The sequence below is a fragment of the Bacteroides intestinalis genome, assembly GCF_003464595.1.
Taxonomy (GTDB): domain Bacteria; phylum Bacteroidota; class Bacteroidia; order Bacteroidales; family Bacteroidaceae; genus Bacteroides; species Bacteroides intestinalis_A.
Window position 1 is genome coordinate 42,247 of the sequence record NZ_QRZF01000027.1, and the last position, 20,427, is coordinate 62,673.

The 20,427-nt window shown below is 43.9% G+C and carries 16 protein-coding genes; 3 read left to right on the forward strand and 13 right to left on the reverse strand.

From position 1 onward, the window contains the following. The first annotated feature begins 3 nt into the window (after positions 1–3). Together bioD and DWW10_RS23485 are read left to right on the forward strand one after the other, a co-directional pair. Entirely contained in the window at positions 4–645 is a 642-nt protein-coding gene (gene bioD / locus DWW10_RS23480; RefSeq protein WP_118422288.1) for a dethiobiotin synthase, read from the forward strand. A gap of 83 nt (positions 646–728) precedes the next feature. Then, positions 729–1,901 carry a glycosyltransferase gene (locus DWW10_RS23485; protein WP_118422289.1) on the forward strand — a complete coding sequence of 391 codons (1,173 nt, stop codon included), beginning with the start codon at positions 729–731 and terminating at the stop codon, positions 1,899–1,901. A gap of 132 nt (positions 1,902–2,033) precedes the next feature. Here the strand turns inward: DWW10_RS23485 and DWW10_RS23490 are convergent, their stop codons facing one another. After that, positions 2,034–3,278 carry an ABC transporter permease gene (locus DWW10_RS23490; protein ID WP_118422290.1) on the reverse strand — a complete coding sequence of 415 codons (1,245 nt, stop codon included), beginning with the start codon at positions 3,276–3,278 and terminating at the stop codon, positions 2,034–2,036. A gap of 67 nt (positions 3,279–3,345) precedes the next feature. Then, positions 3,346–4,545, reverse strand: a complete 1,200-nt coding sequence (locus tag DWW10_RS23495; RefSeq protein WP_044270127.1) for a pyridoxal phosphate-dependent aminotransferase — start codon at positions 4,543–4,545, stop codon at positions 3,346–3,348. Between the two features lie 217 nt (positions 4,546–4,762). Between DWW10_RS23495 and DWW10_RS23500 the strand changes: the two genes are divergently transcribed. Beyond that, positions 4,763–5,998 (forward strand): hypothetical protein, encoded by a 1,236-nt coding sequence (locus tag DWW10_RS23500; RefSeq protein WP_022393634.1) that lies wholly within the window; start codon positions 4,763–4,765, stop codon positions 5,996–5,998. A 2-nt stretch (positions 5,999–6,000) separates the two neighbouring features. On the opposite strand, the gene DWW10_RS23505 is transcribed toward DWW10_RS23500, so the two are convergent. The 11 genes from DWW10_RS23505 to DWW10_RS23555 all read right to left on the reverse strand — a co-directional run bounded on the left by DWW10_RS23505 (position 6,001) and on the right by DWW10_RS23555 (position 20,391). Further along, positions 6,001–8,613: a sensor histidine kinase gene (locus DWW10_RS23505; protein WP_118422291.1), complete on the reverse strand. Its 2,613-nt coding sequence runs from the start codon at positions 8,611–8,613 to the stop codon at positions 6,001–6,003. Positions 8,614–8,756: 143 nt separating this feature from the next. After that, positions 8,757–10,070: an ABC transporter permease gene (locus DWW10_RS23510; RefSeq protein WP_022393636.1), complete on the reverse strand. Its 1,314-nt coding sequence runs from the start codon at positions 10,068–10,070 to the stop codon at positions 8,757–8,759. Positions 10,071–10,097: 27 nt separating this feature from the next. Beyond that, positions 10,098–11,336, reverse strand: a complete 1,239-nt coding sequence (locus DWW10_RS23515) for an ABC transporter permease (RefSeq protein ID WP_022393637.1) — start codon at positions 11,334–11,336, stop codon at positions 10,098–10,100. A 26-nt stretch (positions 11,337–11,362) separates the two neighbouring features. Then, positions 11,363–12,637: an ABC transporter permease gene (locus tag DWW10_RS23520; protein WP_022393638.1), complete on the reverse strand. Its 1,275-nt coding sequence runs from the start codon at positions 12,635–12,637 to the stop codon at positions 11,363–11,365. Positions 12,638–12,639: 2 nt separating this feature from the next. Continuing rightward, positions 12,640–13,920 (reverse strand): ABC transporter permease, encoded by a 1,281-nt coding sequence (locus DWW10_RS23525; RefSeq protein WP_022393639.1) that lies wholly within the window; start codon positions 13,918–13,920, stop codon positions 12,640–12,642. A gap of 13 nt (positions 13,921–13,933) precedes the next feature. After that, a complete protein-coding gene (locus DWW10_RS23530) occupies positions 13,934–15,172 on the reverse strand; it encodes an ABC transporter permease (protein ID WP_022393640.1) in 1,239 nt (412 codons plus the stop codon). 19 nt (positions 15,173–15,191) lie between these two features. After that, a complete protein-coding gene (locus tag DWW10_RS23535) occupies positions 15,192–16,484 on the reverse strand; it encodes an ABC transporter permease (protein WP_022393641.1) in 1,293 nt (430 codons plus the stop codon). Then, the gene (locus tag DWW10_RS23540; protein WP_022393642.1) at positions 16,484–17,104 is read right to left on the reverse strand and encodes a GIN domain-containing protein; all 621 of its coding nucleotides are present in this window, start codon (positions 17,102–17,104) and stop codon (positions 16,484–16,486) included. The genes DWW10_RS23535 and DWW10_RS23540 overlap by 1 nt, the downstream gene beginning before the upstream one ends. Before the next feature lie 40 nt (positions 17,105–17,144). After that, entirely contained in the window at positions 17,145–18,407 is a 1,263-nt protein-coding gene (locus DWW10_RS23545; protein ID WP_022393643.1) for an FtsX-like permease family protein, read from the reverse strand. 12 nt (positions 18,408–18,419) lie between these two features. Continuing rightward, the gene (locus tag DWW10_RS23550; protein WP_118422295.1) at positions 18,420–19,694 is read right to left on the reverse strand and encodes an ABC transporter permease; all 1,275 of its coding nucleotides are present in this window, start codon (positions 19,692–19,694) and stop codon (positions 18,420–18,422) included. A 31-nt stretch (positions 19,695–19,725) separates the two neighbouring features. Then, on the reverse strand, positions 19,726–20,391 hold the full coding sequence (locus DWW10_RS23555) for an ABC transporter ATP-binding protein (protein ID WP_022393645.1): 666 nt from the start codon (positions 20,389–20,391) through the stop codon (positions 19,726–19,728). Positions 20,392–20,427: the final 36 nt, after the last annotated feature.

Consider the following 20,427-nt stretch of genomic DNA (forward strand, 5'->3'; position numbering starts at 1 on the left):
GCAATGGAAAACAATGTGTATTTTATCAGCGGTATCGACACAGATGCCGGAAAATCTTATTGTACAGCTTATTATGCCTGTGAATTGATTCGCAGCGGTAAACGCGTTATCACGCAGAAATTCATCCAGACAGGTAACAGCGGTCATTCTGAAGATATAGACCTGCATCGTCGTCTCATGGGAATTGGTATGACAGAAGAAGACCGTGAAGGATTAACCATGCCTGAGATCTTCTCTTATCCTTGTTCTCCCCATCTGGCAGCACGCATTGACAACCGCCCCATTGATTTCGGGAAGATAGAAGATGCCACGCAAGAACTTGCCCGACGCTATGATGTGGTACTTGTAGAAGGTGCAGGCGGACTAATGGTGCCACTGACCGAGGATTACCTGACGATTGATTATATTGCAGAAAAGCAGTATCCGCTAGTATTCGTGACTTCTGGGAAACTGGGAAGTATCAATCATACATTGCTGAGCTTTGAAGCAATCCGTAACAGAGGAATTCAGCTGGACACGGTATTGTACAATCTCTATCCTACCGTGGAAGATACTACGATACAGGAGGATACGATGCAATATATCCACCGGTATCTGGATAAATACTTTCCGGGAAGTAAGTTTATAGTGGTACCCGTAATGTAGCTCGTAGCTTGTTATTTCCTAAACTTGCGCGTATAATCATATTTTTTGTGTACATTTGCAACACAAAAACGTCATACGACCACATGGAAACATTAACATTCAATACTACAGAACAAGCATTACTTGCCGCTGTCGGTATCCTTTTCCTGATTCAACTCCTTTATTACTTTTGTCTTTATAATCGTATACATATCCGTAGCCGTGCCGTAAAGCGAAGTGATATACATTTTTCACAGGAATTACCACCCTTATCGGTCATTATCTATGCCCGTGAAGAAGTGGAAAATCTGCGCCGGAATCTGACCGCAGTATTAGAACAGGATTATCCGCAATTTGAAGTTATCGTCATCAACGATGGCAATACGGATGAAAGTGAAGATTACCTGACGCTGCAAGGAGAAAAGTATCCAAACCTGTATCATAGTTTCGTTCCAAGCTCTTCACGCTATATCAGTCGCAAGAAGCTGGCCATCACTCTTGGAATAAAAGCAAGTAAATACGACTGGCTTGTGTTTATCGAAGCAAACTGCCTTCCCGAAAGTGACCAATGGTTGCGTACCATGGCACGTAATTTTACCTCGCGTACACAAATCGTATTGGGTTATAGTGGATATGAACGTGGAAAAGGCTGGCTGCACAAACGGGCATCTTTCGACAATCTGTTCACTTCCATGCGCTATCTGGGCTATGCATTAGCCGGAAAGCCTTATATGGGAATCGGCCGCAATATGGCCTACCGGAAGGAGTTATTCTATGCCCAGAAAGGCTTTTCAGCACACCTTAATCTGCAACGTGGGGATGATGACTTATTTATCAATAAAACGGCTACCTCAGAGAATACACGAGTAGAGACAGATGCAAATGCAGTGGTACGTGTGCAACCCGTTTTCCGCGCCAAAGACTGGTGGGAAGAGAAAATCAGCTATATGGCTACAGCACACTTTTATCGGGGAATACAGCGTAATTTATCCGGCTTTGAAACAACTACGCGTTTACTGTTTCATGCAGCATGGATAACTACTCTGGTGATTGGAATACTGAACTTTCACTGGTTAGTAGCTGGTATTGCATTTCTGATGTTCGCTTTACGATATACTATGCAAGCTTTGATTATCAATAAGACGGCAAAAGACCTCGGAGAAAAACGGCGTTACTTCTTTACCCTTCCGGTATTCGATATTTTACAGCCGATGCAATCACTTCGCTGGAAGCTTTATTGCCAGTTCAGAAAGAGAAATGATTTCCTAAGAAGATAACATTTTCCAATGCCACACCTCATCGTCCCAAATGCCACATCTCAATAGAACAAATGCCACACTTTATCACCCACGAAGTGTGGCATTTCACTTGTTAAGGTGTGGCATTTGGGACGATGAAATGTGGCATTTCTATTCGTATCTCATAGAATTGGCAGGATGGATGCGTGTAATCAGGAAAGAAGGTCCTAAAAGCATCAGAACGGATGCCAGTAAAGTGCCGATATTTAATAATAAGAACAACAGGATACTGAAAGATACAGGAACAGTATCCATATAATACGTTTCAGGGTCAAGCTTAAAGATTCCAAACCACTTTTGCAGGAAATAGAATGCCAATCCGATAGCATTGCCCCATAGCATACCTTTTCCGATAAGAAAAACTGAGAACCAAAGGAATACCTTGCGTATGGTGGTATTGTTAGCACCAAGAGACTTCAGCACACCAATCATGGAAGTACGCTCAATGATGATAATCAATAAACCGGATACCATGGTAAAACCTGCTACGCCAGCCATCAATATCAATATTACCCAGATATTCACATCCAGAATACTGAGCCAAGAAAATATCTGGGGATTCAGCTGCTCCACGTTGCGCACGCAATAGTCTTCTCCGTACTTATCCTCTATTCCATTCAGATCAGCAGCAATCTGATAGGTAGTTTCCTCAAGACGATCATAATCGCGTACCTGTAGTTCTGCACCGCTCACCTGCCCCGGCTCCCAGTTATTAAGACGATTTACGAGATATAAATCTGTAAGGAGAAAGAGGTTATCGTATTCCGAGAAATTAGTCTGATAGATTCCCACAACCTGCAACCGGCGGGCACGGATATCATCCTGTATATAATAGGTATCTATCTTATCTCCGAGTTTCAATCTTAACTTTGTAGCAAGTGCCTTAGAAATGACAACCCGATTGGAAGAAGCTGTATCACTGAACTGTGGTAACACTCCTTCCACCAAATGTTCACGGAAGAAAGCAGAATCAAACTCTGGTCCTACTCCTTTCAGAACCATACCCTGAAAATCTTCGGCAGTCTTCACCATACCCGGTTTAGTGGAATAGCGTTGTACATGCTTTATCTCAGGATATTCGGAAAGAATGGAGATAACACTATCATTCACCACCACAGGACGCGTTTCATAGGAACGTGCAGCATCCGAATTCGTAATCTGAATGTCCGAACCGAAACCTATGACTTTACCACGCACTTCGCTCTTGAACCCCACAATCACCGACACCGTAATAATCATCACTGCCAGACCGATAGCAACACCTATCAGGGCAATGAGCACGGCAGGACGTGAAACTTGCTTTCCAGCATCTCTGTCGCGGTAAATACGTCGGGCCAAAAACAATGGCAGGCTCATAGGGGTAATTAAAGATTAAAGTGATAGAGTGATAGAGTAATAGGGTGATATTTACCACCTTATTACATTATTCCGTTCTTCCCGGATATGCCTCCAATGCCTTTGATAAGACAAAAAGCGCACGGGTCAAATCTTCCTTCTTCAACACATAAGCTATACGCACTTCATTCCGACCGGAACCGGGGGTAGTATAAAAGCCGGAAGCAGGTGCCATGAATACGGTTTGTCCTTCATACTCAAAGTCGGAAAGACACCAGGCACAGAACTTATCGGAATCATCTACCGGAAGTTTGGCTACTGTATAGAATGCTCCCATAGGAATAGGCGAATATACACCGGGAATACGGTTTAATCCGTCTATCAGGCATTTACGGCGTTCTACATATTCATCATACGTATCACGCAAGTAATCTTCATCGGCATCCAAAGAAGCTTCGGCAGCAATCTGACCAATCAACGGAGGACTGAGACGTGCCTGACAGAACTTCATTACAGCACTACGAATTTCCGCATTCTTCGTAATCAAAGCTCCGATACGGATACCACACTCCGAGTAACGCTTGGATACGGAGTCTATTAATACTACATTATCTTCGATACCTTCCAGATGGCAGGCAGAAATATAAGGAGAACCTGTATAAATGAATTCACGATACACCTCATCGGAGAAGAGGAACAAATCATACTTCTTTACGAGATCACGTATCTGATTCATTTCGCGACGGGTATAAAGGTAACCAGTCGGATTATTAGGATTACAGATCAGGATAGCTCTGGTACGCTCATTAATCAGTTCTTCAAACTTTTCTACTTTAGGAAGTGAGAAACCTTCTTCTATCGTAGTGGCTATAGTACGAATTTTGGCACCGGCAGAAATAGCAAACGCCATATAATTGGCATAAGCCGGTTCGGGAACAATAATCTCGTCACCCGGATTAAGACACGCTAAGAAAGAAAACAATACAGCTTCTGAACCACCGGAAGTAATGATGATATCATCTGCCGTCAGCTTGATGTTGAACTTATCATAATAGCCCACCAGTTTTTCACGGTAACTACGATATCCGGCACTGGGGCTATATTCCAGAACTTTCCGGTCGATATTGCGTATAGCATCAATCGCGACTTGCGGCGTGGGCAGGTCGGGTTGTCCGATGTTCAAGTGGAATACGTGCACTCCCCTTTGCTTGGCTGCATCAGCCAGAGGAGCCAGTTTTCTGATAGGAGACGCGGGCATCTCCGTTCCGCGAATAGATATTGCTGGCATGTCTAAGTATTTACAATTTGACAAATAAATGTTAACGATTGGCGATACACTTTCATATATATGCAATCAAAGGTGCAAAAGTAACACTTTATTTGAAATGACGGGAAAGCATTGGCAAAAAAGTTTAAAAACACTAGCTATGACTTAAAAGATAGTGATTGTATCAAAAGAAATTGTACCTTTGATTATTCTCAAATCGTAAATCGTATACAATGCCATGGTATTAAACCTGATAACATTTGCATCTTTGCTTCATAAGCAAGCATCCATTCTCGGCTCCCACGAACTTATCTTAAACGAACTGGAGAAATATTTCACTGTAAATATTGTAGAATATCAAAACATCAACAAACTCACAAAAGACGATTTCAGCCTGCTTTTCATTGCTACCGGCGGTGTAGAACGGTTGGTTATCCAACACTTCGAGTCTCTACCCCGCCCTGCAATCTTACTGGCGGATGGTATGCAAAACTCGCTTGCCGCTGCCCTCGAAATTTCGTCCTGGTTACGTGGCCGGGGTATGAAAAGCGAAATTCTGCACGGAGAGCTACCCGAAATCATCAAGCGTATCTTTGTACTATACAGCAACTTCAAAGCTCAACGAGCACTCTCAGGATCGCGTATCGGCGTAATAGGTGCTCCTTCTTCCTGGCTTGTTGCCAGCAATGTAGATTACCTCCTCTCCAAACGACGTTGGGGAATTGAATACACTGACATATCACTGGATCGTGTTTATAAGTACTACAATCAGATAACAGATGATGAAGTAGGCGAAGCCTGTGCAACTTTTGCAGGTAAAGCACTTGCCTGCCGAGAAGCAAGTCCGGAAGATCTGATAAAGGCAATGCGTCTGTATCGTGCCATAAAGCGGATTGTGGAGGAAGAAAAACTGAGCGCACTCACCCTAAGTTGCTTTAAGCTGATAGAACAAACCGGAACTACCGGATGCCTTGCTCTTTCCTTATTAAATGACGATGGCATTATTGCCGGATGCGAAGGTGATCTGCAATCTATCTTCACCCAGCTTGCCGTAAAAGTGCTGACCGGCAAGGCCTCTTTCATGGCAAACCCTTCCATGATCAATGCACGCACCAACGAAATTGTACTTGCACACTGTACCGTGGGCATTGCGCAAACAGAGCAATACATTATCCGCAGTCATTTTGAAACAGAAATGGGTATCGGCATTCAGGGAATCTTGCCCACAGGACACGTAACAATAGTGAAATGTGGTGGAGAATGTCTGGACGAGTATTATCTAAGCACGGGCACATTGACCGAAAATACCAATTATATCAACATGTGCCGTACACAAGTACGCATAAAAATGGATACACCTGCAGAATATTTCCTCAAAAATCCATTGGGAAACCACCACATATTAATACAAGGGAATTACGAAATACTATTGGATGAATTTCTTCAAGCTAACGGATGCAAAAGAGTTGAATAATACTATTCATTATAATCGGGTACACGTACTGTAAAGCGTGTACCTTCTCCTAATTCTGAAGATACATTTATTTCTCCTCTGAAACGCTCTACAATAGTCTGGCAGATGCTCAATCCCAGACCGGCCCCCTGCGTAAAGCTATCTACTTTATAAAAACGTTCGAATATACGTCGCTGGTTTTCTTCCGAAATACCGCTTCCGGTATCTTCTACAAAAAAGACCGTATAACCCGGTTCTTCCGTAAGGAAACCGAAGGTTATAGAGCCCTGAGTCGTAAATTTCTTGGCATTGTTAATGAAGTTATTGATTACCTGTTTCAGGCGGACAGAATCCGTTACTATGGATTTACTTTCTTCGGGCAATTTCATGACCAGCTCTACACCCGAAGGCATACTCAGACGCTGAGAATCATAGATCTGCTGCATTACAAACGTAAGGTTGTATCCGGCAAAACGGAAATCCATTGAACCGGATTCAATACGAGACAAATCAAGAATATCATTAATCAATGCCAGCAATAAAGTACAATTTGTATTGATTGTATCCACAAACTGCTTTACTTCTTCAGGACTAAATGCTTCAATATCCTTCAGCAAATCGGAGAAACCGACAATAGAATTCAGTGGAGTACGAATTTCATGGCTCATATTGGCAAGGAAAGCCGATTTCAGAGTATCAGCCTGCAAAGCTTTGTCACGCGCTGCTATCAACTCTTCTTCGGTAGTCTTATAGCGCTGTATACTTTGGCAAACACCCAGTACCATATAAGGTGCCTCAGAATCCAGACCGTTGTAAGAAGCACTACGGAATTCCCACCATTCATATTTACCTTCTCCGCTACGCATACGGAAACTCATACGCGTATCCATTTCCTCACCTTTGAAAATGGCTGTGAAATGTCGGTGAGCCTCTTCCAAATCATTCGCATGGATAAAAAGCTCCAATTCTTTCCGCAAGATAGTCTGCTTACCGGGAAGACCGAAGTAATCAAGCAAAGCACCTGAAAAATGAAAACTATGCGTACGTATGTCGTATTGCCAGGGATATACGGAACTTGCATCCACAGCCAGATTGAAGAAACGCTTATGCATTTCTTCCTCCGAAATATTGCGGCAACAAATAGCCATACCCGTCATCTTATTCTTGGAATAAATAGGTACAATCTCACCGGAAACAGGGAAATAGGTTCCTTTATGAACTTCCTGCATAAAGGTCTTCTCCGGAATAGGTATTACACGACGCTCAGCTCTCACCTGTTTCAGTAAGGACTGCAGAATATCCTCCCCATTCGAATAGATATGGAAAATGGAACCAGCCATCTGACCTTCATAATAACGTGCTGTGTGAGTATCAGGATCCAGTTCGAGCATCAACATCAGAGCACGATTAACAAAATGTATACGGAAATCCGTATCATAAGTAATCAACCCGTCGCGAATAGAACAGAAAATATTATCAAATTCATCACGTTGCTCCACCAGACGATTCTGTATCAGTAAACGTGTTTGGGCATGCATACGACGGCGTGATTCATGACGATTCAAACGATAGAGCCAGATTACGAGGAAAACTAATGCACCTACAACAATAGAGTAGAACAACACGAACCAGATGCGGTAACGTTCCATCAAAGGTGCATTCATGATAACACCACTATCACTCACTTTATCCGCATTTACTCTGAAGTATTCCAACTGCTTAAAGTCGTAAAGCAATTTGCCTGGAAGATCCGTAACTCCAACCACAGAAGGTGTGGCACCTTGCAAAACTTGTGCAGCACATTTACCTGCTGCACTGGCCCCTTCATAAGGCTCCATATCGTGCACACAGAATACTCCGTTTGTCAAAGCCAGACTTTGTCCGGCAAAAACCGGAGCTTTAGAGTTTTTTCCAATAAAAGAAAGAAAGGGGGTCCATTTGGGAGCAATGACAATACGGTTATATGCGTTATAATCATAGCAGATAGAAGCAATAACAGGATTGGGCGCCTGCGCCTGCACATTCATTACTTTCAACTTATATTCAGGATGAAGCTGCTGATAATCAGGCCACGCACGTTCCAATTCTGCAATACCCCTAAGCCCTAAAAGACTGCTGTCTGAAACACAAACTACTTCTGTACGATTAGGGAATACACGACGTGCATTTTCAAGCAAGTGTATGAAATCGATCTTAGATGTATACCCACAGACATTGGATAACTTCGACATCAGTTTTTCATTGGGATATTTAATGCCCGATACTACAACCGGTAACTTATAAGGCAGAGAATCTCCACAATGCATTAATGTATAGAAAGCCTCATCACTGCTTGTTATAATAATATCCGTATTTTTCTGACGTGCCCGTTCACAAATACGCCTCATTATGACGCACTCAGATGCAAAGGTCCAGTAGTCAGCATCCAGATATTCAGTAGTGACTTTTGCTTTTATACCTCCACGTGACAGACCATCACGCACCCCTTCAGTCAGTCGATCGTTCCAAGGAGTACGGTGATTATATGACTGGATGAAAAGCACGTTATATGTACGTTCTGCAGCATAAAGGTGTCCGGCAAATACAATGCAAGGAAACAGGCCTATCAGCATCACGAGGAGAATGCGTCTCTTCATATCTCGTTTTTCTTCTGTTTTTGAATAAATGTGCTAAGAATTTTCCTCGCAAATATACGGATTATATTGAAATACAGAATAGAATGCACCTTTTCTTTTGCCTGACAGGAAAAGAAAAGGTGCAGATATAGAAGAAAATATGACTATTCGTCATGCAAAGCATCCGCCGGTTTCACCCGCATCGCCTGCGCAGCAGGGAACCAGATGCCTGCAACTACCATCAAACTCATAAGAAAGAAAGTGAATAATGAGACTACAGCAAAACGTAATCCTGTAACATCAGTCTGTTCTGTCATTATAGCTTCCGCCATAACCAGATTACTACAAATAATCAAAGCCGGAATAGCTGCCACCACTAACAATAACAATCCTTCTCCCAACAATTGAGAACGTATCTGTGAACGGCTGCTTCCCATCGCCATACGCAAAGCTATTTCACTACGACGGTGGCGGGTACGGAACCAGAAAATACCCATTAACCCGATAAAAACATTGAAGCTAAAAAATACAGCGATGAGCCGTGCACTACGAATATACGGAGTAATTCCTTCTGATGCATCACGCTCTGCTTTCTGTTCATCGTAGCTACGGATTTCAAATAGATAGAACGGAGCAACCTGCAACTGAGGAGTCATATCACGAAAAAAGCGGGTAGCAAAGTCATCTGTATCAGCCTCGGGACGTACACGAATGGAAATAAAGGGAACAGCTTGCACTCTGTAAAACCAATCCGGAAGAGGGGTTAGAATGAAAGATTCATAGCGGGCATAATCATCTGTTTTCTGATGATCGCATATGGCAGTCACCCGATAACGAAGACTGCTACCTGTATAGTAGTCAAAGAACTCCTTCCCCAATACTCCGCTATGAGTGTGGAAAAGACTGTCTGCCAGCTCTAATGTTATGACGGCAGGTAATGGAGTGACAGCAGGATTCCACTCGGCTGAAGCGAATGACAGCGAAGAGCCGGAAGTACTTTCAAAGGCATTCATATCAGCAGAAAACATTCCTGTACCTTCTTGTATTGGAATACGCATTACATCAAAATATTCAGGAGATACATAACGAATATTAGCATCCTTCACACCTATACTGTCTATAGTGTATCCCTGAAATACAGTGTTTCGAGTATAAGCATCAGAACCAAGCCAGATACTGGCACTTTCCACATCCGGATTTTGTTTGATCCGACGGAACACTTCCTCCATAGGCTTGAACCAGAAATTTTGCAAACTATCTTCGGAAGAACAAAGCACCAACTGAGTGGGATTCGTGGAAATGCTAACCTTATATACATGCTCCAAATCATACCCTTTAGGCTGACGCTCTGCATAAGCAAAAGCATAGAGCATATCAAGACAATACCATAACAATACGAAAACGATCAAAAGTTCAGCGAAGAGCCAACCGTTCGAACGGCGCTGGTTCCAGATTTGGGTCAGGATAGACTTTATCATAATGGTTTCTCTTTAGTTTTTAAACAATTATTCTCCACTGATAACTTCTGCTATCGGGCGACGAGTGGCATTCCATGCTGGAATAAATACGGACAGCAAATTAAAAAGCAGGCATACGCCCAATACCGTCAGAAATACGGTGGGTCGTAGGAAAAGCCAGATACTTACCTCGAAGTTCGCATCGGTATATCCACCTGCGAGCATCCAATCTTTCCCTAACCATAACAGCAGGCATGAAAGCAGAAATCCCAGCAATGCACCAATAAATGCCATCAGCAAGTTCTCAATTAACAACTGTGCCATCAAGGTCAGACGACTTGCACCATAAGCTTTACGTACCGCAAGTTCCGACAGACGACGGGACATCTGAGAGGAGATAAGTCCACTAACATTGATTGCAGGCACAATGAGTAGGATAAGCCCCAAAATGATACAGGTAGCCATAGGGTTAAGGAAATCATCACGGAAGAACTGGCGCTCAGCATAGGTGCTCAGATCGGGAAGTACCAATTCATATTCGGTAAGTGATGCATTCAGACTATCCAGCGAACTCTCTATCTGTTGTTTCATTTCATTGGGACTGACATCTGGTTTACACAACACCATCGCTTCAAAACCACCACGTAACCCTTCACTCCCCCAAGCAGGGTCTTTAGTATAGTAAGGCACCCACACTTCGCCATAAGCAAAGGTGAAAAGAGAACTTACATCTTCCGTAACCCCTACTACACGTTTGGGACGAAAATCAACAAAATAACTTTTGCCAATAGCTTCTTCAGCCGAACCGAAAGCTTCGCGTGCCAACCGCTCGGCAATGACTACAACATCTGCACAAGCATCAAACTCTTGTTGATCGAACGAACGACCAGCCACGAAACGAATATCATAAAGGCGCCAGAAGTTCAGGTCAACACGACGTTTCTGGCGGCGACTACCTTGCTCCGGTGAAACACCACAATACTCCATAGTGATATAACTGGTATAAGTAACAAGTTCCGCACCAGGCAAATTTTCAAAAATACGGCTGGCAGCCTGATAAGACATACCCGTGTTCGCATTACTATGATCTGCCTTACGATAACTATAGCCATAAGAAGAATAAACCATCCGATCACGATGCGATTCGGGACGAATATTGGCAGTCTGAATGTCATAGACCATATAAACCACCATGGCAAAAGCAATACTCACCGCCGTACCGACAATGGAAACGACACTAAAGAATGGATTCTGCCGTAAAAGTGTAAATGCTTGTCTGATTATCATAAGTATCTCTTTTTATAAGAACAACACTATTCATCATGAAGTGCCTCAGCGGGTTGTAACTGCATGGCTTTATAGGCCGGATACCAAATGCCGACAACAATCATCAACGCCATAAGCAACCACGTAAGTACTGCGGCAATCAGGAACCGGTCGACCGTAAATTGCATTTTACTGATATCCACCAACTCGGCAAGCCCCACATTAAAAGCAATAATCAAAGCAGGGATGGCAGCTACCGTCAAGAGTAATATGCCTTCTCCCATCAGACGCAGAAAGATACCGCGACGACTGGATCCCATTGCCATACGCAACGCCACTTCACGGCGACGATGCTGCGTACGGAACCAGAATGTACCAATCACTCCCAAGAAAATATTCAGCATCAGGAAGAAAAGGATACAAAGCTGTGTTTTCACTTCGTTTACATCTTCAAGTTCGCTGATGTGACGAATATCGTTGAAAGAAGATGCCTCCAGCAGAAAGACATTTCCTACCCGATATAAGCGGTCGGCATCTGCCATAAGTGCATCTACAAAATCGTTGTCTGCATCAAGAGAGACACGAAGACTCACCTGGACATAACGCACGTTTCCCAGTTCATTAATCAACTCATCTCTGTTCAGATTATGCCCGATAAACGCCCCACCCCATTCGTGCGATGTTTCAAAATGAGAACGGCGTACAGGAACGGCTATGGCAGCAATACGACGATGATACCCACGATCGGGATAAGTCAAAGCCACTTCACGATTCAATAGCGGACGTGCATCGGGTAAATCAAGTACCGGATAATCCTCAGTGACATTGGACGTGATAATCATGGTTTGGTCGGAAATAGCAGCAGCCAGTTGTTCGGAAGAGCCTCCATCAACTGCCTGATAACGGAAAACACGATAGAAATCCGGATCAGACCAAACCAGATAAGCACCCACATGAATACTATCCTGCAAATAAAACTGAGCGCTGTTACTTCCCTCATTATAAGGGTAGCAGTTCTGTGAAATGGAGACAGCCTCCACACCCGGACGATGCCGTAAACGTTCGGTTATCTCAAGCAAAGCATCTATATTATCCTCAACTGTGAGTTCCGGATTATAAAGCGCCGACTTGGATGTCAAGGTACTGAAAGACAGATTATAGCAATGTTCCGTATCAAAGCCCATCGGGGCACGATAAACACGTGCAGTGACAGTAACCCAGTCTACAATGTACCAAAGTACAGCAAAAACCAGCAGTAACTCCACGAGCAGAAAGAGATTACTTCGCCATTCATTTTTAATTTGTGTAAGTAGATTCTTCATAGCTATCTTTGGTTTATTGCATCAGTAATATTCATCTGTGACGCACGCCATGCAGGAATACCTGCAGAAAGTACATTCATCAGGAGGCAGAATGCGAAAGCTGCTATAAAAGCCCACGGTGATAATAACATACCGGGAGTCAACGCTGTCTCTCCACTGAGGTAGGCATTCATCGAATTGCTAAAGAGAAAATCGTTCAATAGGAATGTAGCTGCATAACTCAATGCTAATCCGACAACACCGGCCATCAACGTCAATACAAAATTCTCAAAAAAAACTTGTCGCATCAATTCACTGCCAGTAGCACCAAACGCCTTACGCACACCTATTTCCGCCATACGGCGACGCATACGTGAAAGGGTCATACCGGACAAATTCACCGCCGGGACCAATAATAAGATGGCGATAACGATACCGTAACGCAACATTACACCGGAAACATCAGGTTCAGCGTACCAACGGCGATAGAGATAAGCCAATTGTGTATCGGGTTGTCCGCGATAGAAAACTTCTACATCCCGTAATCCGTCATTATACTTTTGGCGTAAGAGTTCTGTTTCCTTTCGGATCGCATCAAAGTCCGCCGATGAGTGGGCAAGGATAACCGCATGCATAGGCCCCATCGTGCCATCCCGCCAGGAAAGGACTTCCGCATCTGCAGCAGTGTAAGGTACCCATATTTGTGCATAAGCGGCCGTAGCAAGCATAGATACATCTGCTACAACACCTGCAACAGTAAAATCCACATAGTTTAATTGTACCGTATGTCCAACAACATCGATAGTACCAAAGAGTTGGCGGGCAATACTGGCACTCAACACAGCACGCGGCAATCCGGCATCACAATCAGCACGGGTAAATCCTGCACCACTGAGAAAATGGAAACTAAAAACGGTCCAGAAAGCTTCGTCGGTTTGTACCATATCTGCAGTAGCTTTCGGTCCGGCAGGCACAGAGGCACGCACTTTATCAGCACCGCTGACCAGAGTGACAGCTTCAGGCGTTGTTAACGCACGGAAACACTCACGTCCAGTACGCACAGACATAGAAGAATTAGCCGATTCATTGTCCGGTTTCCCTTTCTGCTTGACGGACATATAAGGTACGTAGAGCGTACGTGAGCGATTCACTTCAGGCTCACAATCTACGAGGCGCACCTGGAAAGTGATGACAAGCACCATAATCATACAGATAGCCATTGCCGTACCTAACACAGACACCCAAGTAATAATAGGGTTCTCGCGTAAGTGGTAGAGAGCTTGAAGGAAGTAGAGTCGTATCATATTTTAAAGTTGTTTAATCGTCATGTAAAGCCTCAGCCGGTTGTACTTTCATTGCCTTACGTGCCGGAATACCAATACCGATGACAATCATCATTGCTATCAAGACAAAGCTGATAGCTGCACAAAGTAATAATCGGTCCCACTCCAGCGTAGTATTATTTCTCCATGAATTCAGTTCCATGTGTGCCAGATTCCAGTCGATAACCAACGCTATCGGCGTGACAACAGCCAGCAATAACAATCCTTCACTCAGCAAGCGATTAAAGATGGCACGGTCTGTCGCTCCATGTGCTTTGTGCAATGCAATTTCTGAACGACGTTGCTGAGTACGGAACCAGAATGTACCAAGCAATCCGAGGAAGATATTCAAAAGTAAGAATCCCATACCCATTACATAGTTGCGGATATCATTGGTCCATGCCTGCTGGAAGTTACGACGTATATCATGGAAAGAGCGAATTTCTGAAATAAAGATATTACCTATCCGAAACTGAGATTCACTGTCTGCTTTCAAACGTTGAATGAAGTCATGGTCCTGCCCCTCACGAACACGAACACAAAGTTCCAAACCTACATAGTAGAACGACTGCTTACATAAAAAACAGTACGAATTACGAGCCTGATCATAGTCATGATAACGCACGTTTTGCAATGCAGCCCCCAAGCGATAGGTCTTTGTCGTATCACCAAAAAGCTGAAAGCGTTGACCTATAAATTCAGTCATCTTACGATTGTATTTACTATAAAGGTTGTTAGAAGTAAGAATCTCACCACGCTCCAGCATTTCAGCCATTTGTTCAGGTGTCTCACCCTGCGCACCCTGATAACGGAAGACACGAACAAAGTCCGGAGTCACCATCCGGCGAATAGTCCATCCGGGAGAGTTTAGCGTATCATACTTCACCTCACCACTGCTATTACTTCCGTTATAAGGATAGGAGTTCTGTGAAAGACTGACAGCTTCCACTTCCGGACGACGATGCAGACGTTCCAGTAACTCAGCGATGTCGTCATGAGTTTCCTCTGATTTCCGGTCAGCAATGTAATCCGGACTCTTTGGCGTCAGTTCGCCCAACTCTATCAGGTAACAGTGCTCTATGTTGAATCCGCGTGGTTCCAGATAGGTAGCAGCACGAGTATATAAGTAATCCACCACATACCACATCACTACGCTCACCACAAGCAACTCTAACGCCAGCCAGAGGTTACTGAGCCATTCATTCTTTATCTGTACAAGAAGTTTTTTGGTCATTTTCTTTAATGTTTAGTGATTAGTGCAGGCGACCGCCCAATGCATTTACAATTCCCACTCTCGAAGCACGCCATGCCGGAAAACCGCTACTCAATAAGTTCAGCACAAAGCAGAATAGCAATGCCCAACCAAAAGTCGATGCATGTAGTAATATGCTGGCATCCACAGCGGGAGGACTCAACGTCTGACTGAATTCCTGTGCAAACAGCAGTGTGTTGCCCAAGTAAGCAAACGCCACGCTCAACAGCAATCCCAATGCACCGGCCAGCAGTGTCACGACCAGATTCTCTGCAATAATCTGTCCCATCAATTCCAACTTCGTCGAGCCAAATGCACGGCGTACACCTATCTCTGCCACACGTTGGCGGAGCCGGCTCTGCGTCATACTACTCAGGTTTATAGCAGGCACGATTAGCAGGATTATGAAAATAATCATACGCTGGCGGCGATGCTGATCCAAGTCAGGCTCCTGATTGGCACTGAAAGCGATGGAACTTTTCTCCTGGTCGTAAGGGCGATTACGGTATATCAATTCATAGCCATCCTCACCAATAATACTATTGTACTCTTGTCTGCGACGTTCTGCTTCTGCACGAATGGCATCAAAGTCATCACGACTCCGGGCCAGAATAGTACAGCTCATCATACCCATATGATCATCACTCCAAGTGTCCTTCGTTATTTCCGTTGAAGTATAGGGCACCCATACCTGTCCATAGGCAACGCTAGCCAGTGTAGAAACATCTTTTACCACACCTTCCACTTTATAGGGTGCATGGTTCAACAGAAATTCACGCCCCACGGCATCTGTTGTTTGAAACAGTCGGCGTGCTACGCTCTCCGTAATTACTGCTACGGGTAATCCGGCATCGAAAGTTGCTTTGTCATAAGGCTTTCCTGCAGTAAAAGAAAAGTCAAATACATGCCAGAAGACATCATCCGTCTGCAACAAGTCGATACCCACAGCTGGTTGTCCAGATAAATTAACAGGTGTAGAAACAACCATACACGTGTAGATAGTCACTGCTTCGGGTGTCTTTAACGACTGAAAACATTCACGTGCTGTCTTGATACCCATCGGCCCATTACTGCTTCCACCACCCCAATTCTTATTCGTTATACTCATGAAGTGGGCATGCAGAAAGCGATCACGATTGCTCTCCGGAGCAAAAGGCGCCACCTTTACCTGCTGCATCATCACCACCAGCATAATGAGGAAAATGGCAAGTGCGGTACCGGCTATGCTGACAGCACTTATCAGCGGCTGTTGCCGAAGCTGTGCCCAAGCCTGAGTAAAATATTGCTTTATCATTATTCTCCAATCTTCAGATTACGTGTATTCACTCCACCAATACCCCCCTTAGAAATATCTGCCTGACGTGCCTGCCCGCTCAGAGTAACGCTACCTACACCTTCCATGCTGGCACGCAAACGGTCACAATCCACATGAATATCAGCTTTACCCACACCTTCCATCTTTACAACGAGAGATTTACAGGTCAGGTCTTTCACATTCACTTTACCTACGCCTTCGATCTCGAATTTGACATCATTCAGCTTCAATGCACCTTCACAGTTGAAAGAACCTACACCAGTAAACTCTACATCTTTCAGATCGGGTGCGCTCAGATAAATAGTCACACCTTTGTTGCGATTATTATCACCATCTTTCTTATTCTTGAAACCAATAATTAGGCAATCTCCTTTCACTTCTGTAGTAGTAGTGGTTACATACTCTTCTCTACCTTCTATTTTCAAAGAATAAGAATTACTCTGCGTGAAATACACCGTCGCTACAGACGTTACCTTTACAGAAGAAAAAGCTTCCACCTTACGAACTTCGCTTACCTGCGGGTCCTTTTCATTAGCTGCATATACGGTGCCGGCTACTGCGGCAAATAATAAACTCAAAGTTATAAATAAAGTCTTCATAAGTTTTGCTATTTAAAATTGTTTTTACTATTTCTCTTTTCTATTCTTCATGTAAAGCTTCAGCCGGCTGTATTTTCATCGCTTGCCGCGCTGGGAACCAAATACCAACCATCACCATAAGTGCTATCAGAAACCAAGCTCCCAAGGAACCAAGCAGAAAGCGTACAAAACCCCACTCTACCGGCCAAGTAGAAATAAGTTCCGTTCGTCCTATGGTAAATTCAGCAACACCAATATTATAACAGATAATCATAGCAGGGAGTGTTACTAATGCCAGCAACAGTAATCCTTCGCCCGCCAGCAATCTGAACACTTGATTCTTTGTACTCCCCATTGCCAGTCGTAAGGCAATCTCACTGCGACGGCGGCGCGTGCGGAACCAGAAAGTACCTATCAGACCCAAAAATACATTCACAAGTAAGAAGAGCACAACAATAGCTTGGCTGTTCACTTTATCCGTGTCACCGTTCATAACTTCAAATTGCAATTGCTGCTCGGTATAAGGTACAGCATCAGCCACAAATAAATCGTCCACATCCAGTCTGGGTGCAATCTCACGAATGAAATTTGTACGATAATCCGGACCATCAGCAGCAGGCTTCACACGGAAAACGATCTGTGCCCACTCGTCAGTAAAATGTGTCTTGATCAGATTTTCATCCATACGATAGAAAAAGCAGGGAGCACCGCTTCCATAACGATAAGTTCTGAAAGCTTCAATCTTTCCACCTTGTGTAACGACTGACGTGGAATCACCGTATTTACTCAATGGTGTATCCAGCGAGAATGTCGGCATCCTCTTCTGAAAACGGTCGAAAGCAGCCTGGCTCAGCATCACATTATCCCACCCCGAAGGAGTTTTCACAAAGGGACGTTGCGGATCATCACTCATACGGAAGACGTTAATGTACCCACCAGTGGTGTTAATGACACGTGCATTCACACCTATAGTATCTTGTGCAGCCAGCGAACTATAACTGTTGCTTCCGTGCATCGGCAAACTCCAGTAACACAGGGCAGCTGCTTCAACGCTGGGTTCCTGTTCCAGTTTCTTCAATGCACGCAGATATCTATCGGCATTTGTCAAAGTTGTATCGCTTGTAGCACCACCTATAATCGTTGTAAGTCTATATACATGATCAATATTGTAACCAAGAGGACGGTAAAAGGTGTACTTAAGGCAGCCCAATGAGTCACAAAGGAACCACATCACGACAAACACCAGGAACAGTTCAGCCAGTACCCATCCGTTACTGCGAAAACGCGACCAAATCATGCGTAAATTATGTAATATAAATTTCATAAGGTCTCCTTTTTATTTATCGTTCAATGAGTCTACAATTGTACGGCGTGTGGCAAGCCAAGCGGGTAATCCTGCACTCAACAGATTAATTACCAGACAGAAAACAAAAGCCAACACAAACACCATCGGACTGAACAAAGCGTCCATACTTAAACTGAAATCACCTGCTGTACCGATATTCTGGCTATTAGTAAACAGCCATGTACGCATAACGTAAACAGCAAGATAACTGAATACCAATCCTACTATGCCTCCTATCAATGTAAGTACCAGATTCTCATTTAATATCTGACGGATAAGCGTACTACCTGTTGCTCCGAAAGCTTTGCGCACACCCAGTTCACTGACGCGTTGCTGCATACGGCTATTGCTCAGTCCACACAAATTGAGCGAAGGTACCAGCAGAATGATAAAAAGAGCAATTCCATATTGCAGATAAAGCATCGGCAAATCCGGTCCTACATTAGCCCAAACATGGTTCACGTGCGCCACAATATTGTCAGGTTGCTCCATGATGTCCATCTGCATTTCTTCCAGACCGGCATTGACATCTTTCACTCTTTTCTCAACTCCTTGCTTGATAGCAGGAAAATCATCAGGAGTACGTGCCAATACTGCAATCGTTTTTCCACCCAGATAGCTCCACCAACCGGTTACTTTCAATTCATCGGTATGGTACAGCCCCCATACTTGAGCATAAGCATCTTTGGCAGTAACAGAAACATCCTTCACAACTCCGATGATACGCGACAGTTCTCTATTCAGCAATATTTGCTGCCCAATAGCCTCTGTTGTTCCAAAAAGTTTTCGGGCCACAGAAGCACAAATAACGATAGAGCGCATATCTCCTCCCCGATCGGCTTCAGTGAGAGCTCTTCCACCAAGAAACTGCATACTGAAAACTTTCCAGAATTCAGGATCAGTATTCATTGCATCAACTTTCAATCGGTTGTTACCATCAGCTAAAGATACCAGTGCAACATCTGCCGCTGTAAATGCAGTACAAGCTTCCACTTCCGGGATTGACTGTATACACTCTTTCATAAACGCAGCCGAAGGAGTACTATAATTATTCCTATCCTTATTCTCTTTTCCCTGCATGTGCATAGCAGAGAAATACAGACAGCGGCTGCGGTTCACTTCCGGCTCCAAGTCAGCATACTTCGTCTGCCAGGTAATCACGATAGCCATAATCATGGTGATGGCAAAAGCCGTACCCAGTATGGATATAGTGCTCAGCAACGGATTTTGCCTCAGGATCGTAAAGGCTTGACGAATAGTTTGCATCATAATAATTACGAGTTACTAATTACAATTCTTATTCTACCTGGCGTCCGTCGAAGAAGCGCACGGTACGGCTTGTCTGCTTTGCCTGCTCCTCGTTGTGAGTTACCATTACGATGGTACGTCCATCTTCCTTATTCAACTGATGTAATAGCTCCATTACCTCAGCACCCATCTTAGAGTCCAGGTTACCGGTCGGCTCATCGGCAAGGATTATCTCAGGATTACCAATAATAGCACGGGCAATAGCTACACGTTGACACTGACCACCGGAGAGCTGTGTAGGCATGTGACGCATACGATGGCTCAAACCAACCTTTGCCAACACCTCTTCTGCCAAATGGCGGCGTTCCTTTGCAGATACCTTTCTATATAATAAAGGAAGTTCTACATTATCGAGCACATTCAATGAGTTAATCAAGTGGAAAGACTGAAACACAAAACCCAGCTTCTTATTACGGAAAGCAGCCAGTTGCTTATCCTTCATACCATCCGTACGAGTACCGTCAATCTCAATTATACCGCTCGTAGGAGCATCCAAAAGCCCTATAATATTCAGCAATGTAGATTTTCCACAACCGGAAGGTCCCATGATACTGAGGAATTCTCCCTTTCCAACTTCAAGGTTCACATTTTCCAATGCCACGGTTTCAATCTCATTCGTACGATAAATCTTGTTTATCTCAGTCAATTTAATCATAATGGTAAGTATTTAATTGTTATTAATTTATTCTGT

What these genes read in the sequence shown, in the direction of transcription:
- DWW10_RS23545 (WP_022393643.1), bottom strand. Translation starts at nt 18,407, where the DNA reads ATGAAATTTATATTACATAATTTACGCATGATTTGGTCGCGTTTTCGC.
- DWW10_RS23525 (WP_022393639.1), bottom strand. Translation starts at nt 13,920, where the DNA reads ATGATACGACTCTACTTCCTTCAAGCTCTCTACCACTTACGCGAGAAC.
- DWW10_RS23520 (WP_022393638.1), bottom strand. Translation starts at nt 12,637, where the DNA reads ATGAAGAATCTACTTACACAAATTAAAAATGAATGGCGAAGTAATCTC.
- DWW10_RS23510 (WP_022393636.1), bottom strand. Translation starts at nt 10,070, where the DNA reads ATGATAAAGTCTATCCTGACCCAAATCTGGAACCAGCGCCGTTCGAAC.
- DWW10_RS23555 (WP_022393645.1), bottom strand. Translation starts at nt 20,391, where the DNA reads ATGATTAAATTGACTGAGATAAACAAGATTTATCGTACGAATGAGATT.
- DWW10_RS23495 (WP_044270127.1), bottom strand. Translation starts at nt 4,545, where the DNA reads ATGCCAGCAATATCTATTCGCGGAACGGAGATGCCCGCGTCTCCTATC.
- DWW10_RS23550 (WP_118422295.1), bottom strand. Translation starts at nt 19,694, where the DNA reads ATGCAAACTATTCGTCAAGCCTTTACGATCCTGAGGCAAAATCCGTTG.
- DWW10_RS23540 (WP_022393642.1), bottom strand. Translation starts at nt 17,104, where the DNA reads ATGAAGACTTTATTTATAACTTTGAGTTTATTATTTGCCGCAGTAGCC.
- DWW10_RS23490 (WP_118422290.1), bottom strand. Translation starts at nt 3,278, where the DNA reads ATGAGCCTGCCATTGTTTTTGGCCCGACGTATTTACCGCGACAGAGAT.
- DWW10_RS23485 (WP_118422289.1), top strand. Translation starts at nt 729, where the DNA reads ATGGAAACATTAACATTCAATACTACAGAACAAGCATTACTTGCCGCT.
- DWW10_RS23505 (WP_118422291.1), bottom strand. Translation starts at nt 8,613, where the DNA reads ATGAAGAGACGCATTCTCCTCGTGATGCTGATAGGCCTGTTTCCTTGC.
- DWW10_RS23530 (WP_022393640.1), bottom strand. Translation starts at nt 15,172, where the DNA reads ATGACCAAAAAACTTCTTGTACAGATAAAGAATGAATGGCTCAGTAAC.
- DWW10_RS23500 (WP_022393634.1), top strand. Translation starts at nt 4,763, where the DNA reads ATGGTATTAAACCTGATAACATTTGCATCTTTGCTTCATAAGCAAGCA.
- bioD (WP_118422288.1), top strand. Translation starts at nt 4, where the DNA reads ATGGAAAACAATGTGTATTTTATCAGCGGTATCGACACAGATGCCGGA.
- DWW10_RS23515 (WP_022393637.1), bottom strand. Translation starts at nt 11,336, where the DNA reads ATGATAATCAGACAAGCATTTACACTTTTACGGCAGAATCCATTCTTT.
- DWW10_RS23535 (WP_022393641.1), bottom strand. Translation starts at nt 16,484, where the DNA reads ATGATAAAGCAATATTTTACTCAGGCTTGGGCACAGCTTCGGCAACAG.